Below are 16,946 nucleotides of genomic sequence, written 5' to 3' on the forward strand. Positions count from 1 at the left end.
CTTCCTAACCTCCCAGGCGCTATCCTGCCGTCCTTTCAATATCTAATACGCCTTCTATCTGTCTTAATTTGTCAGTCAGCCGGTTCAGTTCATCAATGCCATGAATATCAAAAGTCATGATGATCGTAGCCTTCCCCTGCTTGCTGGTGCGCACATTCATGGATGTGATGTCGATCTGGCGCTCCGTAAATACCTTGGAAATATCCACGAACATGCCGATCCGGTTGTTTGCATAGATCTGGATCTCGGTGGAATAGCGCTCCTTGCTCTCCCCCGTCTCCGGCTGCTGCCACTCCGCATCGATCAGACGCACCCGCTCGTCCTCCGGCAGGTTTATGATGTTGACGCAGTCCGTCCGGTGTATGGACACGCCGCGGCCTCTGGTGACGAATCCCACGATCTCGTCCCCCGGCACCGGGCTGCAGCAGCGGGAGAACCGGACCGCCACATCGTCGATCCCCTTAACCATAATGCCGCTCTTGGACTTTTTGGACACCGGGACCTTGTTGGTCATCTCCTCGATGCCGTCCAAGATATTCTTGTCAGTGACTTCCTTCTTCTGCTTTTTGGCACGCTCCTCGACCATCTTGTTGATGACCTGGCCCTCCTTGAGGCCCCCGTGCCCGATGGACGCAAGCACCGAATCCCAGTCCTTGAACGCATAGCGCGCCATAACCTTTTCCTGGAATTCCGGTTTGTTGATATCCGGATAGTTGATGCCTTTTGCCTTGCAGTAGCGGTCGATCAGCTCCTTGCCGCGGAGGATATTGTCCTCCTTAAGCTCTGTCTTGAACCACTGGTTGATCTTGTTCTTTGCCTGAGTGCTCTTAACTAAGGACAGCCAGTCCCGGCTGGGGCCCTTGGAATTCTGGGACGTGATGATATCGATCCGGTCCCCGTTCTGGATCACATAGTCGATATTCACCAGCTTGCCGTTCACCCGGGCGCCTACCATCTTGTTGCCGACGGCACTGTGGATCGCGTAGGCAAAATCGATGGGCGTGGAACCGCTGGGCAGGGTCTTTACGTCCCCTGTGGGCGTGAAGCAGTACACATTGTCGGAAAACAGGTCCAGATCGCCCTTGACCATGCTTAAAAACTCTTTGGAGTCGTCCGTATCCCGCTGCCACTCCAGGATCTGGCGCAGCCAGCTTAGCTTCGCCTCCTCGTCGCCCGCCGCTATCTTGCCGCTTCCGCTCTCCTTGTACTTCCAGTGTGCGGCAATACCGTACTCTGCCGTCCGGTGCATATCAAAGGTCCGGATCTGGATCTCAAAGGGCTGTCCGGTGCTGCCGATCAGCGTCGTGTGCAGGGACTGGTACATATTGGGCTTGGGCATGGCAATATAATCCTTGAACCGTCCGGGAATCGGTTTGTACAGTTCATGGATGACGCCCAGTGCCGCATAACAGTCCTTGACCGTCTCCACGATGATCCGGACTGCAAACAAGTCATAGATCTGATCCAGGGTCTTGTCCTGGTTCACCATCTTCTTATAAATACTGAAGAAATGCTTGACGCGCCCGTCTACCTTGGCGTCAATGCCCGCCTCACGCATATGCTGGGAGACCTCTTCCACGATCCCCTGGACAAACGCCTCTCTCGCATCCTTGCGCAGGGAGATCTTCTCCGCCAGGTCATAGTACACATCCGGCTCTAAATATTTTAACGACAAATCGTCCAGCTCTACCTTGATCTTGGAAATACCAAGACGGTGGGCAATGGGCGCATAGATGTCCATGGTCTCCCGTGCCTTTTCCTTCTGCTTCTCCGGCTTCATATACTGGAGGGTCCGCATGTTGTGCAGACGGTCCGCCAGCTTGATCAGGATCACACGGATATCCTTTGCCATAGCCAGGAACATCTTGCGCAGATTCTCAGCCTGGATCTCCACCTTATCCATGGACCAGGAGAGCTGTGTCAGCTTGGTGACGCCGTCCACTAAAAGGGCTACCTCGGAACCAAACACCTTCTCCACCTCATCCAGGGTCATGATGGTGTCTTCCACCACGTCGTGCAGGATACCCGCCACGATCGTCTCTTTATCAAGCTCTAAATCCGCCAGGATAATAGCAACACAAAGAGGGTGAATGATATAAGGTTCACCCGACTTGCGCTTCTGTTCCTTATGCGCTTCATTTGCGATCGTATATGCTTTTTCAATCATGGAAATATCGTCCGATGGATGGTATTTCCGAATACTTCGGATCAAATCCTGATATAATTCTTCCGGGCTGGTAAAATCTGCAGGGTTCTCCAGCTCGATATCCACTTTCTTGTCCGTCTCTCCATTCGCCATAGAAAAAGCCACCTTTTCTGAGCATAGTTATTTAAACATTATAATTATTTTTGTCGGAAATTGCAAGCGGTATCAGAATTCCTCAAATATTCCTCAAATATTCACCAGATACAAAAGCGCATTACAGATCGCGGCAGCAATATCGCTGCCGCCTTTTCTTCCCCTGGCTACGATACAGGGGACCTCTGTCCGGCAAATCAGCTCCTTGGACTCCACCACATTCACAAATCCCACAGGCACGCCGATGATAAGCTCCGGCTTCACAGTGCCGGACTCCACCAGCTCATACAGACGGATCAGCGCGGTCGGGGCATTGCCGATGGCGAAGATCACCGGGCCAGGAAGCCCTGCGGCCCGCTCCATACTGACGATCGCACGGGTCACGCCCCGTTTTTTTGCCTCCGCCGCCACGTCCGGCTCCGCCATAAAACAGCGCACCGTGCCGCCCAGTTTATCCAGCGCCCGCTTATTGATCCCGGCAGCCGCCATATTGGTATCGGTAATGATCGTAAATCCACTCCCACCGGATAACAGCTCCAGTGCATGCTTTACAGCCCCGTCCGAAAAATACAGGTTCTCTGCATAATCAAAATCCGCCGATGTATGGATGCAGCGCTTCACCACCGCCAGCTCTCCCGGCTCCCAGGTTCCCCGGGGCATCTCGCTTTCGATGATCTCCATGCTCCTCGCTTCGATCTCTTCCGGTTTCACCCAGTCCATGTTCTCAATCATATCTGTCCATCCTCTTTGCATTCTAAAATTTCATAGATCCTGTCCATATCCAGCGAACGGCGCACCAGGTCAGCCAGTTTGTCGTACTGCCGCTCCTTATAATCGGAGCGGCTTTCCGTCTGGATCTCCAGACAAATCCCCTTTTTATCAGCCAGATAGTTTAAAAGCTCCCGGGTCAATGGTTCATTGTCGAACAATCCGTGCAGATAACTGCCGAACACCCTGCCGTCTTGCCGCATCAGGCCATCCATCCGTCCATCTGCCAGCCGGATTGCAGGCGCTGCATCCTCTGTGGCTCTGGTCACACCCATATGGATCTCATATCCAGTTATATCCATGCCCCGGCAAAGTCCGCACCATCCTTCCGCCGCCAGGACGGCGCCGCTTATCTGCGTGCGTGTTTTCTGAGGGGTAAACACTGTTTCTGCCGGCAGCAGCCCCAGCCCCCGCATGCTCATGCCGGCAGCTCCCTCCACACCGTCCGGGTCATACAGGCTGGTACCCAGCATCTGATACCCCCCGCAGATACCGATGACCGGAACGCCGTCTCCTTCGACCAGACGCAAAAGGGCCGCCTCCATCCCGCTTTCCCGCAGCCAGGCCAGATCTGCCATAGTATTTTTCGTCCCTGGAAGGATCATAAGATCCGGTCTTCCGAGCTGCGCCGCCCTCCGCACATAGCGCAGGGACACTCCCGGCGTCTGCTGCAGGATATTGAAATCCGTAAAGTTGGAAATATGGGGAAGATGGATCACCGCAATGTCAAGCTCCGGACCCTGACGCCCCACCGCATCCAGCCGCTCTGCAAGGCTGTCCTCATCATCCAGATCGATGTCCTCCATGGGGATCACCCCCACCACCGGAATATGTACCAGCTCTTCGATCATCTGAAGCCCCGGCTCCAGGATCTTCACATCACCGCGGAATTTGTTGATAATAAGCCCCTTGATCCTCGCCCGCTCCGCCGGCTCCAAAAGGGCGACCGTTCCGTAAAGAGATGCAAATACGCCTCCCCGGTCTATATCCCCTACCAGCAGCACCGGCGCATCCACCAGCTCCGCCATGCCCATATTGACAATATCATTGTCCCTCAGATTGATCTCCGCCGGGCTTCCCGCCCCCTCCAGTACAATGATGTCATACTGCTCCTCCAGCTTTGCAAACGCCTCCCGGATCACCGGGATGAATTCCGGTTTGCGCCGGTAGTAATCCATGGCCTTTAAATTGCCATAGACCTCGCCGTTTACAATGACCTGGCTGCCCATATGACTGGTGGGTTTTAAAAGGATCGGATTCATCGCCACTGTGGGGGCGATGCCCGCGGCCTCCGCCTGCATGGCCTGCGCCCGCCCGATCTCCAGGCCGTCCGCCGTGATATAAGAGTTCAGCGCCATATTCTGGGACTTAAACGGGGCCACCCTATAACCATCCTGATGAAAGATCCGGCACAATGCCGCCGCCAGAAAGCTTTTCCCCGAATTTGACATGGTGCCCTGAATCATGATTTTCTTTGCCATTTTTATTCTCCGTATGCAATCGCCTGCTTCGCTGCCCTGAACTCGTGGCTGAAATTCTCATCATATAACCTCGAAAGTTCAAAATCATCCCCCAGGAAGCCGCCCACGGTCACCAGGGCCGTCTTCGTGATGCCCGCGGCTTTCGTCTTTTCCGCAATGTCGCTTAAGGTCCCCCGCACGATCCGCTCATCAGGCCAGGAAGCTTTGTAGACCACAGCCGCCGGTGTTTGGGCGGGATAACCTCCCGCCTCAGCCTTCCGGCCAGTTCTTCGATCCGTCCGGCGCTTAAAAATATGATCATCGTGGCCCCGTGGGCAGCCAGTGCTTCCACCCGTTCCCGCTCAGGCACCGGAGTCCTTCCCTCCATCCGGCACAGGATCACCGTCTGGCTGACGCCGGGAAGAGTATACTCCCGCTTCAGGCTGGCCGCCGCCGCAAGGAATGAGCTGACCCCCGGGACCACATCATAACTGATCCCCAGTTTGTCCAGCTCCACCATCTGCTCCCGGTGCGCACCGTAGATAGAAGGGTCCCCCGTGTGGACCCGCACCACCTGTTTCCCGGCGCTCTCACCGTCCTGCATCACCCCGATCACTTCCGGCAATGTCATCACAGCGCTGTTATATATCTCCGCATCTTTTTTTGCCCAGTCCAGGACCGCCGGATTGACCAGGGACCCTGCATAGATGATCACATCCGCTTCCCCGATCAGACGTTTCCCTTTCACCGTGATCAGCTCCGGATCGCCGGACCCGGCTCCTATAAAATGTACCATTGCTTATACCTCACCTGTCTTCCTCAAAATGCTCATACGCCTCAATCTGGATATCTGCAAACGTACTGTTCTCCTGATACACCTCATATGCCATATCCAAAAGCGGGAACAGCATCACCGCCCCGGTCCCTTCTCCCAGCGCCAGCTGTCCATGGATCACCGGCTCCAGCCCCAGTTTTTCCATCACCAGCGCACAGGCCGGCTCCTTGCCAAGGTGGGACGGCAGAATATAATCCGTCACCCGCGGGCAGAATGCCTGCGCCAGCAACGCCGCCACAGCGGATATCATCCCGTCCAGCACCACCGGGATCCCGTAGACGGCTCCGCCCAGTAAAAGCCCCGTCATCCCCGCAATATCAAAACCGCCAAGACAGGACAGGACCTTAAGCGGCTCGTCCGGCGACGGCTGATGCAGGGCTATTGCTTCTTCGATCACCTGGATCTTCCGTTTTAGCCCCTCTCCGGAAAGCCCTGCTCCCCGCCCGGTCACTGACTCCACAGCAGTATTCAGCAGTACGCTTGCAACGGCGCTGCTGGTGGTCGTATTCCCGATCCCCATCTCGCCGAGAGCCAGGAGCTGATACCCGGAATCCTTAAGCTCTCCTGCAAGGGCGATCCCCGCATGAATGGCCTCTAAAGCCTGCTCCTCACTCATAGCCGCTTCCCTGCGCAGATTGGCGGTGCCGGAGGCGATCTTTAAGTTCCTCACTCCCGGCTCCCGGATCTCGCCCGCCACCCCCATATCCACAGGGATCACATCCGCTCCCGCCACAGCCGCCATGCGGTTGACACTGGCGATGCCTTTGGCAAAATTCTCCGTCACCACCGCTGTCACACTGCTGTCTGTCTGGGTGACTCCCTCCGCTACCACGCCGTTGTCCGCACAAAACACCACCACCGCTTTCCGCTCCAGCTTCACATCCTCCGTGCGCTGGATTCCGGCAACCTTTATCAGCATATCCTCAAAATGCCCCAGTCCCTCAAGCGGTTTCGCGATCCTGTCCCAATGACATTTGGCTGCTGCCATAGAATCTGCATCAGCCGGTCTTACACTCCTGCAGAGGCAGCTTAACTGCTGCCGCAAATATTCTTCCATCCGGTCTTATACCCCCTTACTTTCAGATTCTGTTTCCGCTGGTCAGATCTTGTATCCACGGGGCGTCACCATACGCCCATGGATCACTTTCGTCTGCGAATTCCCTATAAACACCGTAGTGAACATGTCCACCTGGCGGTCCCGCAGTTCCTTCAGCGTCATCACCTCTGCCCGTTCCCCGTCCCTGCCGATCTGGGAAACAATACCGCACACCAGTTCCTCCGGAAGCTCCTCAAGCAGGATGTCACAGGCGCGTTTTAAATAATCAGCCCGCTTTTTGCTGGAAGGATTGTAGATACAGATGGCAAAATCCGCTGCCGCCGCAAATCTCAGCCGCTTTTCGATCTTCTCCCACGGAGTCAAAAGGTCGCTCAGGCTTACAACGGCAAAATCATGCATCAAAGGCGCCCCAAGCACAGCCCCGCCGGCCAGCGCCGCAGTCACGCCGGAAACCACCTGGACCTCACAGTCCGGATAGTCACCGCCAAGCTCAAGCATCAGCCCGGACATGCCGTATACTCCGGCATCCCCGCTGCATACCATAGCAACCTTTTTCCCCTTCTGCGCCTCCTCAAATGCCATGCGGCACCGGTCCGCCTCCCTCCGCATGGGGGTAGTCAGATATTCCTTGTCCGGAAATGCATCCCGGAGCAACTCCACATAGACTGTGTATCCTACGATCGTATCGCAGGACTCAAGGGCCTGCTGCGCCTCCAGCGTCATCTGCCGGACACTCCCCGGCCCCATTCCTACTACATAAACCAGATTCATACCATCACCCTTCCCTGCCAGTTTCCATTTCTATCTCTTTGCCGCCGTCCCTATGCTCCTTCACGATCAGCAGAGAGTAATATCCCGCATCCACGGGGATCTCATCTACAGACCTGCAGATCCGCTGCCCCGGCAGCCCGCAGTTTTCCACCATCATGGCGTCCATGCCCGCGTCCCGGATCCAGCCCTTCACCTGCTCAATATTCTTTCCCATCTTCATGATGACCTTGGTTCCCGGAAGCTTTAGGCCCGCCTCCACCTGTCCGGGCTGGGACAGGATGTGGAACTGGTCTGCGCTCTCCGCCAGACCGGTGTTAAGCTCCGCCGCCACCGCACAGAAGGATGGGATACCGCTCACCAGCTCTGCCCGGTATCCCCGTTCCATCACCAGGCGGTGTATGTAGAGATAGGTCGCATACAGTGTGACATCGCCAAGATTTAAAAATCCAACCTGTTTCCCCTGGTCTAAATATCCGATCACAGTCTCCGCCGCCCGCTCATGGCAGGCTTTCAGCACCGCCTTATCGCGGGTCATTGGCAGAGCCACACCGATGCACTCCTTTTCCTCCACTACCGGGACCGCCCGCAGGGCGATCTGCCAGGCAATGCTGCTGCGCCAGTCCTCGCCCGGGACTGCGATCACGTCGCATTCCTTGATCAGCCTTGCAGCCTTTAAAGTCAAAAGCTCCGGATCTCCCGGCCCTACTCCGATACCGTACAGAGTGCCGCACCGTTCCGCATTCCGCCGGCCCATCGCTTCTGGCTTCCGGGCAGCATCCTGCCGGTCCATCTCTTCCGCTTTCCGGGCGGCATCCTGCGCATGGCGCACATACAGCCTGCGGATATCCGCGTACTCGCCCATCCCCTTCATGACGCACTCCACCTGATACCCCATCGCGGCAAACCGGGATCTCCAGGAGTCCTCGCCGTCTCCCGCCATGTCGTTAGACGCATGGTCCCCGGCCACCACCATAAGCGGAGCCAGCACCACACGCTCAGAGCCGCGTTCCTCCACCAGCTTCACCATGTTCTGAAGCGTGGGAGACGCCTCCACAGTCCCCACAAGAAAATCATCCAATCCCACATCCAGAAACGCCCTCTGCAGCCGTTCGTAAGAAAAATTCGCCACATGCTCCGTGCCGTGTCCCATCAGTACGATATCGGTTTTTGCTCCACGATACTGCGCAAATTCTCTGCCCAGTATCCGCACCACCTCTCTATAATCCTCCATATCCGTGAGCAGCGGTTCTCCGCACACCAGAGTCTCAAACCGCCCCTGAAACTTACGGATCACTTCCATCACCCGGTCATATTCAAATCCCCGGATCACATGGGTCGGCTGTGCGACCACCTCCGTAAAGCCCTCGCTGCAGAGCCGCTCCAACGCCTGCTCCACATGCTCTGCCGGGAGTCCGTCCCGCTCCCGCATGATCTTTATGATCGTCGGGCTGGTAAATGCCCGGCGGAATTCATGATCAGGGAATGCCTCCCGTATATCCCGCTCAATCGCTTCAATATTCTTTGTCCGTGTCTCATGATAACTGGTCCCGAAGCTGATCACCAGAATTGCTTTTTTCTTCATTCCCTTATCTCCTGCCATAAAAATATCCGCAGCAGCCGGCTTTGCACACAAGCTGCAGCCGGACACTACGGATACCATCATAACTAAAAAACCAGCAGGAATCAATAGAAATTTGGAAAGCAACGGTTATTTGAGCAGGTACTTCTCCTCGTATTCTTCCATAGAGATCGGCTTGCTGAACAAAAATCCCTGCAAAAGTTCAACGCCGCATTTGCGCAGCTCATCCATCTGCTCCTCCGTCTCGATCCCCTCTGCCACCAGACGGATCCCCCGCTTTCGGCAGGTGTCCACAATGGAGGTTATGAACGCCCTGGTCTCAGGATTGTGCGATACATCTTCAATCATCACCCGGTCCAGCTTTAATACGTCAAACTGCGCGGTAGCCAAAAGGCTGAGAGCCTTGGGATCAGTACCAAAATCAGCCAGCGCCACAATAAATCCGGCCTGGCGCAGATTCCGCATAAGCGTCGGCAGACTGGAATCTCCTGCTTCCAGGCTTCCCTCTGTGATCTCAATCTCCACCTCCAGAAGGCCGGGAGAAATCTCATACTTTTCACATATACTGCCAAGCTGCTTTACAAAAGAAGGCTGGGCCAGGGTATGCTTCGAAAAATTTATGGAAACAGGAAATGCCTCCTTCCCCATATCCACCCACTTTTTGATCCTGGCACACACCGATTCAAATACAAAGAAATCGATCTGGCTGATCGTCTGGGTCTCCTCCAAAATCGGAAGGAAATTCCCCGGAAGGACCAGCGTTCCCGCCCCCGGATGATACCGGATCAAAGCTTCTGCACCGATCGCGGTACGGTCATCAGACGATACCTTGGGCTGCATATACACAACAAAGCGGTTCTTGTTGATCTCCGACTCCAGGATATTGGGGTTGGACAGCTCCAAAAGTGCATCACTCTGGTGGCGGTAACGCCTGGATGCCGGATTGTTGCGGTAAAATGCCTTTTTATCCTCGTACATACAGGCATCAGCCTGAGACATCAGCTCGTTCATATCCTGGAGCTGCGCCGTCCACTGACTGCCGATGGCGGCACGACAGACCGTGTCCGCTTCAAACAGCGCCTTCAGTTCCTGAAGCCGTTCCTGGAAGTCCTGCTCCTCTATACCACGGCAGATGATGACAAACTCATCTCCGCCGATCCGGTAGAAGTCCGCCTTATGAAATGCCTCCCTCATCCGGTTTGACGCTTCCTTTAAGATCTTATCCCCGTATGCGTGCCCCCGCTTGTCGTTCAGATCCTTCAGCCCGTTGACGTCCAGATAAACAAGTCCCACAGGGATCCCGGAATTCTGCAGGGCCTCCGAATCCTTCATATAGCGGTTCCTGTTATAGAAGGAGGTCAGCGTATCATGATAGCTTAAATGTGCCAGCTGCTCCTCATCCTCCGAACGCTCAATGGACAGCATCAGGAAATAACACAGGGTCCGGAGCATCGTGCTGATATAGGTCATGCGTTCCTGCGGGGGATTGTCCACACCCAGGCAGCCGCAGAATGCACCATCCCGCTCCAGAGGAGCCGCTACCAGGCTGTGGATGTTCTGGCTGTATAAAATATCGTATTCTTCCGGTGAGCTCTCCCTGATCAGTTCCAGATCTGTGATCAGGACACATTCCCGGCGGTCAAACCTCGGCATCCAGCTGTCAAAGAACGACAGTTCTAATTCCTGGAGATTCTCTTTCTGAGGCTCCACACCTTCCTCACACCACTCAAAATCATTATAGGCAAGCCCGTCATCATGTACCAGGAAAATATAACAGCGCTCTGCCTCCAGGAACTTCCCCAGATACCGCAGGATCGCCGGGATTGATTCTGACAGCTTTTTGCTCTGGTACAATGTACGGACACACTCCATGATCACGTCTTCCGTCTTCAGGGTGTATTTCAGTTCCTGTTTCTCCGCCTCCGCCTCCGTAATATCAAAAGCGATCTCCATCCTCGCCGGCCTGCCGTCCCACAGGATATTCCGGTCCTTCAGCATATAATGCCGGCCAGTTACGGGGTTGGTATTTTCCCAGGTAAACGTCTCCCCTTCAGCGGAAATATGTCCTTTGCAGAAGTCACAGGGCGTATCTCGTCCCTGAAGCACCTCATAGCACTTTTTCCCCTCAAAGGAATCCAGGCCGAAATTCTGCAGTCCCACTTCATTAATAAACAGCAGGTCATAGTTTTCCAGGTCTGCAACGTACATAAGCTCAGAAAGATCGTTTAAGGATGCCCGGAGCGCGGCAGACATTTTCTCCATCTGCTCCTTCTCTTTCTTACTGCTGGCCTCAGCCTCCTCCGCTGACTTTAAATTCCTGCGGTGATAGAATTCCCTGACTGCAAACAGGCAGATTCCCGCACCCAGCAGCAGAAACAGCGCGATGAATTTCCGCACAATACCGGCAACCTGGGCTTCTGTATATGCTTCCGCCTCAGATACCGCCCTGTCAGCCCTGTCAAACAGCTCCTCGCTCATGTCGTAAAGCCGCTGTGTCTCCCCGCCCTGGCGTACTTTTTGGATCTCATCTTTTACCTGCAGCCAGCTCTCTTTAAAATCTGACATTGCCTCCAGATATCCCTGGTCAGGCAGCAGCGACAGATGATTGTCCCCCTCGCCGGTCATCAGTTCCTCAACGATCCCATCCAGCCGCTCGATCAACGCATCGTTGGGCGAACCGTGCAGCTCCTCCTTCACAAGACGCTGAGAGGCTCCGCGGACAACGCCGGTATAATTGATCACGCGCGCATTCCCCTGGATGCTTAGTACAGATATCAGCGACCAGACACCTGACAGAATTAAAACAACTAACAATATAACTGGAGCAATCCTCTTCTTCATGAACTCTTCCCCTTGCATGTTCAGCCAAATCCTGGGTCAGCGGTGGTTACGCACGTGCCACTGAGCGAAGCTGTTTTTTGATTTTTGTAACGTTCTGTCCATCATACCACATATCGTCCTGTTTTTCCATACACATTATCTTTCCGTATCCAAATTCCATGCCGGATTCTTTAGCCGCGACGGTTCAGGGGACATCGCAACATTTTTTCTCACACTACTAAAAACGCCCCGGCACAAAATCCTGCCGGAGCGTTTTCTATATTTTATTTTCCTTCATAGATAATAACGGAATCCACATCGTATCCTGACAGCTTCTCCCTGCCCTTAAGCCCCGCAAGCTCCATGACAAAGCAGATCTTCACCACTTCACCGCCCAACTGTTCAATCAGCCGGATGATCGCTTCTGTGGTGCCTCCTGTGGCGATCAGATCATCCACGATGACCACCTTCTGCCCTGGCCTGATGGCATCCTTATGGATCTCGATCTCCGCAGAGCCGTACTCCAGATCATATTCCGCGGAAATGGTCTCCCGCGGCAGCTTACCCTTTTTGCGGACCGGCACAAAGCTCTTGTGCTCCGCATAGGCCACCGGCACGCCGAAAATGAACCCTCGTGATTCCGGCCCTACTACCACATCAAAATCCAGATCCTTTACCATATCACGCAGGCTGTCCACTGCAAGCTGCAGTCCGTCCGCATCCTGCAGGATCGAAGTCACATCCCGGAAGATGATCCCCGGCTCCGGAAAATCCGGAATACTCACCACATAGTCTTCTAATCGCTTCATCCTGTCATCCTTCTTCTCTTGCTTTTTATAAATCATGGCCTGCCGCCACGTGAATATCTTAGCACAGTCCGCCGCGCCAGTCTAGCGGAAAATTGTCATCAGGTTCGCCACTTCCTTCTGACATGGTTCCTCCTGGAAGGAGCTGTACGCATAAAAGCAGTAGCCAGACACCTGCCCGGTCGCCCGTCCCGCTTCCACCTGCCGTTTCATGATATCATCGCGCCGCAGCCACTCCGGCACCTCATTGTTGTCATTGGAACTGGAACCTGTCTTGTACATGGCAAGTCCCAGGTACAGCCTTGCATTGCCCCTGTTCTTTAAGTTGATCCAGGTCTGGAGGTTATTGGAAAATGCAAACGGGGCCGCGCTCCCATCCGTAAGCTTGTGTTCAAACCCCCAGTAAATCTGCGGCATGATATAGTCGATATATCCGTCGTTTGACAGCCAGGTATCCACGTCCGCAAACAGCCTGTTGTCGCTGCGCAGATGATCTACGTATCCCTCCGGGCTGATTCCAAACTGCACCTCCGGCTTCACTTCCTTTACCGCCTGATAGACCCCCTTCACCAGCTTGTTGATATTGTCCCGTCTCCAGTCGCTGATATCCATCGAAAAACTGGAAGCGTCGTATTCCGGCTTGTCAAACCAGCGGTTCGGATCGCTGTTGTCCACCTCCGGGTAGAAATAATCGTCAAAATGGATTCCATCCACATCATAATTCTGCACCACTTCCCGCACGCCGCCTATGATCAGATCCCGCACCTGGGATATGGCAGGATTTAAGTAATACGCCCCATTCTGCTTTAACACCCACCGGTCATTGGAGGGGTCGCTGTCGCTCAGCCACTTTTTCGCCGGGCTCTGCTCCGACACCTGATCCCAGGTGTTGTGATATCCGGTCACGCGGTAAGGATTGATCCACGCATGGAACTGCAGTCCCCGGTTGTGGGCAGCCTTCACAAAATACGCCAGCGGGTCATAACCCGGGTCCTCCCCCTGGGTCCCCGTAATAAAACGGGACCACGGATAATAGGACGACGGATACATGGCATCCGAATCCGGACGCACATGGACAAATACCGCGTTCATCTTAAGCTGCACGCACCGCTCCAGGATCGCATCCACTTCCTTCTGATACGCCGCTTCCTCAGACGGCATCTTCTCCCAGTCCAGATAGGAGATCCAGACTCCCCGCAGCTCATCCGACTTCTGGGCAGTGACACCCGACGGCGGCGCAGAGGCTGTCGGCGCAGCCATGGCCTGTACAGGACCTCCCCCTAAAAAAACGGCACAGGAAAGCAGGATCCCCGCCAGCGTGCGTATCCCGCCGCGAACCCTGCTCTTTATCCGGTGCTTCTCTGGTCTTATTTCTCTTTTGTTCTTCATAGATCCTCCCTCGGCAGATAACGATTATTTTTAATATGGATAAATCCACGTCAGCGTAAGCAGCACGATCACCAGAATCCCCACTGCCGAAAACACCATCTCCGCAGTTTTCCCCATCGGCTGCATTTTGCCAAACAGCAGTAACATGAGCCAGCAGGCACAACACACAACGCCCCTAAAGATCAGGCGCGGCTCTCTTTTAGCAATGCAGCAATAGACCACCAGCAGAAGGTTTACTATAAGCAGGACCCTGTAAGTTATCACGTGTGATTTTTTCATCGGGATTCCCTCCTTCTGACTGTACATCCATTATTTACCACTTAAAAACAGTATACCAAATGCGGGAGGAAAGAACAACTTTCAGAAATCTTAAATATATGTGAAGTACCATTTATTTGAAGTTTCTTTCTATAAAAACAGAAGAAAGGATTTGCGATGTATTGGCACAACGCAAATCCTTCCTTCTATTTTCTCCCCCTCAATGCTCTTCACGTATATTCTTCACCGTCTCCCTGACGACCAGCTTATTCTCCAAAAACACCCTGCTGTTATCGATGATCCCGTCCTCCAGCCTCCGCAGCAGCACCCGGGTGCCTTCCCTGGCGATCTCGCTCATGCTCCTCTCCACGGTGGTCAGCTTCATGCTGTTGTAGCCGGATAGATCCCAGTTGTCGAAACCGATCAACGATACGTCGTCCGGTACCTTTAAACCGGCTTCCGCAATGGCCTCCCTGGCCCCGAAAGCCATCTCGTCATTAAAACAGAGGATCGCCGTCGGGTGATGCTCCAAAAGGACTTTCGCCCCCTGGTAGCCGCTGGCGTAGCGGTAGGTACCTCCTACGATCGGGATCGTCTGCGGGTCTATGCCGTGTTTGCGGGCGGAGGTCTGCCAGCCGCGGTGACGCAGCCTGGTGGAATCCAGATTCGGCGCGCCCTCGATCACACAGATCTTCCGGTGCCCATTCTCGATCAGATAGTCCATGGCACGTTCCATCGCCTTCGCCTCGTCCGTCGTCACGTTGGGGGCGTCCACAAATACAGTCCGACAGATGACCACCATCGGTATTTTTTTCTGTAAGACCTCATCCATAAACGCCTGGTCCTCGCTCCGCTGGCTCAGCACGATCACCCCATCAAAATAGCTGGGATTGAGCGTCCCCGGTTCATGCATATCGATACCTTTTACCACCACGTTGTATTTGCTGCCCACAATGCTGTAAACCCCGGTCAGCACATCATGCAGTACAAAAGGGGACGACATCTTGCTGATCGTCGAAAAATACAGCCCGATGACATAAGATCTGGACAGCTTCAGATTGATCGCCGCCTGATTCGGTACATAGCCCATCTCCTGTGCAATGTCAAGTATCCTCTTTCGTTTCTCCCCATTCTCAGTTCCAATTCCATTCAAAGCCCGGGACACGGTAGAATAGGAAACCCCCGCCCGTTTTGCAACATCTTTAATCGTAACCGCCATACTCTCCATCTCCATTTTCTGTCTGCCGCACAAGGCCCGAAGGCCCTTCCCCCTGCGGCGTTATTATTCTGATAACTGCTGCCTGCTCCCGACCGGTTCACTGCTCCAACCGGTTCACCGCTCCAGCCTGCCAATATTTCCAAGAAGGTATGCATCCCCCTCCTGGCCTTCTATCGTCACATCCCGGAGCGTAAGCTGCTCGATATTGTCCGCGAAAATCCCCATTTTCGCGCATGGCTCCAGGCCGTCCATCATGGCCGGCACGTCCGCCTTTGGCTCCGGCGCATAAGTAATATGGATGTGCTCCATAATGACCCTGCGGATCTTCTGCTCCGGCAAACCGTGCAGATATGCCGCCGCCACATGGCAGTTGGAAGCCTCGATCCTGTGAAATACCAGCGTCCTGATCTCCGGCGTCCGTTCGTCCACCGGGAGAGCTTCTTTGGTGCGCACATACTCTGTGTGCCCGTCCGGATCACAGTAATAAAAACAGTTGATCACAAACGGCGTCATCACGTGGTCCATACGGATATTTTCAAACAGGATCCCGTCGATCACCGCATCCCTGCCCCGTCCACGCCTGGTTTTGATCCGCAGCCCGCGGTCCGTGTGAAGGAACAGGCAGTCCTTTACCGTTATGTTCTTCACGCCTCCTGCCATCTCGCTGCCAATGGTGATGGAACCGTGGCCGTCCCTCATACAGCACTGGCGGATCGTCACATTTTCACATGGCGTCTTATACTTTGCACCCATATAGATCTTTCCGGATTTCAGGGCGATACAGTCATCTCCCAGGGAAAAATAAACGCCTGCTATCTCCACATCCCGGCAGGATTCCGGGTCCAGCCCGTCCGTATTCGGAGAATCCTTCGGATTCAGCACCGTCAAATCCAGGAAACGAAGGCGGTCTGAAAAATACGGGTGGATATTCCAGCTGGGACTGTTCTGTACCCGGATGCCCTGCACCACCACATCCTCGCAGTGGTTTAAAAAGATCATCCTTGGGCGGAATGCGGTCCGCTTCCTTTTCGCATCGTACCACCAGTTGTCCGGCTCGGACGACGCATTGCCCTCAATTGTGCCCTCTCCATACAATACCACATGTTTTACATTTACGCCAGTGATAATCCCGGAAAACATCGGCAGAGGATTGCCCTCCCATGTCCCCAGATTGTATTCGTCCTCCTCGTCGTAGCTCTGGACCATGCCGGGAAATACCGGGAACCTTGTCCGGTCCGTCTCTGCAGAGAGCACCGCCCCCTTTGCCAGCTCCAGACGCAGGCCATCCTTTAAAAACAGGCTGGTGATCCGGTAGGTGCCCGCCGGTACCAGCACCCGGCTGTCCTTCGGGCAGGCCATGATAGCCGCCTGGATAAAGGTTGTGTCATCCTGCACCCCGTCGCCTTTTGCGCCGAATTCTTTAACATTTAAAGTGACGAACTCCCGGTCAGTACGGATCTCTACCGATGCGCCTTCCGCCGCCTCTACCCGGATCCGGTAATCCGTATCCGGCTTTAAACCATAGATGCTGGTGATCACCCGCTCTGTACTGCCGTACAGTACATCATTTACATAAATTTCATATGGTTTCTCCGTCTCAAAGATGCCTCCATCCTCAATCTCAACCGCCGCACATCTTGCCGTCTGAAAAATACAATTGACCTTCATATCCAACACTCCTCGCT

General features: G+C 54.4%; 12 protein-coding genes and 1 pseudogene. All 13 read right to left on the reverse strand.

The genetic code is table 11. The features are described 5' to 3' along the window. Positions 1 to 19: 19 nt before the first annotated feature. Positions 20 to 2,299: a bifunctional (p)ppGpp synthetase/guanosine-3',5'-bis(diphosphate) 3'-pyrophosphohydrolase gene (locus AB1I67_RS19870; protein WP_367031903.1), complete on the reverse strand. Its 2,280-nt coding sequence runs from the start codon at positions 2,297 to 2,299 to the stop codon at positions 20 to 22. 93 nt (positions 2,300 to 2,392) lie between these two features. Further along, complete coding sequence (locus tag AB1I67_RS19875) at positions 2,393 to 3,031, reverse strand: precorrin-8X methylmutase (protein ID WP_367031904.1); 639 nt, start codon at positions 3,029 to 3,031, stop codon at positions 2,393 to 2,395. Next, positions 3,028 to 4,548, reverse strand: coding sequence for a cobyric acid synthase (locus AB1I67_RS19880; protein WP_367031905.1), 1,521 nt, complete (start codon positions 4,546 to 4,548; stop codon positions 3,028 to 3,030). Before AB1I67_RS19880 ends, AB1I67_RS19875 begins: the two co-directional genes overlap by 4 nt. A gap of 2 nt (positions 4,549 to 4,550) precedes the next feature. Next, positions 4,551 to 5,323: pseudogene (gene cobM / locus AB1I67_RS19885) on the reverse strand (precorrin-4 C(11)-methyltransferase). Positions 5,324 to 5,333: 10 nt separating this feature from the next. Next, a complete protein-coding gene (gene cobT, locus AB1I67_RS19890) occupies positions 5,334 to 6,419 on the reverse strand; it encodes a nicotinate-nucleotide--dimethylbenzimidazole phosphoribosyltransferase (protein ID WP_367031906.1) in 1,086 nt (361 codons plus the stop codon). Positions 6,420 to 6,461: 42 nt separating this feature from the next. Further along, positions 6,462 to 7,190, reverse strand: a complete 729-nt coding sequence (cobJ, locus tag AB1I67_RS19895) for a precorrin-3B C(17)-methyltransferase (protein WP_367031907.1) — start codon at positions 7,188 to 7,190, stop codon at positions 6,462 to 6,464. A gap of 4 nt (positions 7,191 to 7,194) precedes the next feature. After that, on the reverse strand, positions 7,195 to 8,772 hold the full coding sequence (gene cobI, locus AB1I67_RS19900; protein WP_367031908.1) for a precorrin-2 C(20)-methyltransferase: 1,578 nt from the start codon (positions 8,770 to 8,772) through the stop codon (positions 7,195 to 7,197). Between the two features lie 126 nt (positions 8,773 to 8,898). Further along, positions 8,899 to 11,511 (reverse strand): GGDEF domain-containing protein, encoded by a 2,613-nt coding sequence (locus tag AB1I67_RS19905; protein ID WP_367031909.1) that lies wholly within the window; start codon positions 11,509 to 11,511, stop codon positions 8,899 to 8,901. Positions 11,512 to 11,873: 362 nt separating this feature from the next. After that, on the reverse strand, positions 11,874 to 12,398 hold the full coding sequence (locus AB1I67_RS19910; RefSeq protein WP_367031911.1) for an adenine phosphoribosyltransferase: 525 nt from the start codon (positions 12,396 to 12,398) through the stop codon (positions 11,874 to 11,876). 81 nt (positions 12,399 to 12,479) lie between these two features. Then, positions 12,480 to 13,784: a family 10 glycosylhydrolase gene (locus AB1I67_RS19915; protein WP_367031913.1), complete on the reverse strand. Its 1,305-nt coding sequence runs from the start codon at positions 13,782 to 13,784 to the stop codon at positions 12,480 to 12,482. A gap of 30 nt (positions 13,785 to 13,814) precedes the next feature. Continuing rightward, positions 13,815 to 14,063 carry a hypothetical protein gene (locus tag AB1I67_RS19920; RefSeq protein ID WP_367031914.1) on the reverse strand — a complete coding sequence of 83 codons (249 nt, stop codon included), beginning with the start codon at positions 14,061 to 14,063 and terminating at the stop codon, positions 13,815 to 13,817. 199 nt (positions 14,064 to 14,262) lie between these two features. Beyond that, positions 14,263 to 15,261, reverse strand: a complete 999-nt coding sequence (locus AB1I67_RS19925) for a LacI family DNA-binding transcriptional regulator (RefSeq protein WP_367031915.1) — start codon at positions 15,259 to 15,261, stop codon at positions 14,263 to 14,265. Positions 15,262 to 15,375: 114 nt separating this feature from the next. Then, on the reverse strand, positions 15,376 to 16,929 hold the full coding sequence (locus AB1I67_RS19930; protein WP_367031916.1) for a glycoside hydrolase family 28 protein: 1,554 nt from the start codon (positions 16,927 to 16,929) through the stop codon (positions 15,376 to 15,378). Between the last annotated feature and the right edge of the window lie 17 nt (positions 16,930 to 16,946).

It is taken from the genome of Clostridium sp. AN503 (assembly GCF_040719375.1).
In the GTDB taxonomy this organism is placed as follows: Bacteria; Bacillota; Clostridia; order Lachnospirales; family Lachnospiraceae; genus Brotaphodocola.

What these genes read in the sequence shown, in the direction of transcription:
- AB1I67_RS19870 (WP_367031903.1), bottom strand. Translation starts at nt 2,299, where the DNA reads ATGGCGAATGGAGAGACGGACAAGAAAGTGGATATCGAGCTGGAGAAC.
- cobJ (WP_367031907.1), bottom strand. Translation starts at nt 7,190, where the DNA reads ATGAATCTGGTTTATGTAGTAGGAATGGGGCCGGGGAGTGTCCGGCAG.
- AB1I67_RS19930 (WP_367031916.1), bottom strand. Translation starts at nt 16,929, where the DNA reads ATGAAGGTCAATTGTATTTTTCAGACGGCAAGATGTGCGGCGGTTGAG.
- AB1I67_RS19920 (WP_367031914.1), bottom strand. Translation starts at nt 14,063, where the DNA reads ATGAAAAAATCACACGTGATAACTTACAGGGTCCTGCTTATAGTAAAC.
- AB1I67_RS19915 (WP_367031913.1), bottom strand. Translation starts at nt 13,784, where the DNA reads ATGAAGAACAAAAGAGAAATAAGACCAGAGAAGCACCGGATAAAGAGC.
- AB1I67_RS19875 (WP_367031904.1), bottom strand. Translation starts at nt 3,031, where the DNA reads ATGATTGAGAACATGGACTGGGTGAAACCGGAAGAGATCGAAGCGAGG.
- AB1I67_RS19925 (WP_367031915.1), bottom strand. Translation starts at nt 15,261, where the DNA reads ATGGCGGTTACGATTAAAGATGTTGCAAAACGGGCGGGGGTTTCCTAT.
- AB1I67_RS19910 (WP_367031911.1), bottom strand. Translation starts at nt 12,398, where the DNA reads ATGAAGCGATTAGAAGACTATGTGGTGAGTATTCCGGATTTTCCGGAG.
- AB1I67_RS19880 (WP_367031905.1), bottom strand. Translation starts at nt 4,548, where the DNA reads ATGGCAAAGAAAATCATGATTCAGGGCACCATGTCAAATTCGGGGAAA.
- cobT (WP_367031906.1), bottom strand. Translation starts at nt 6,419, where the DNA reads ATGGAAGAATATTTGCGGCAGCAGTTAAGCTGCCTCTGCAGGAGTGTA.
- cobI (WP_367031908.1), bottom strand. Translation starts at nt 8,772, where the DNA reads ATGAAGAAAAAAGCAATTCTGGTGATCAGCTTCGGGACCAGTTATCAT.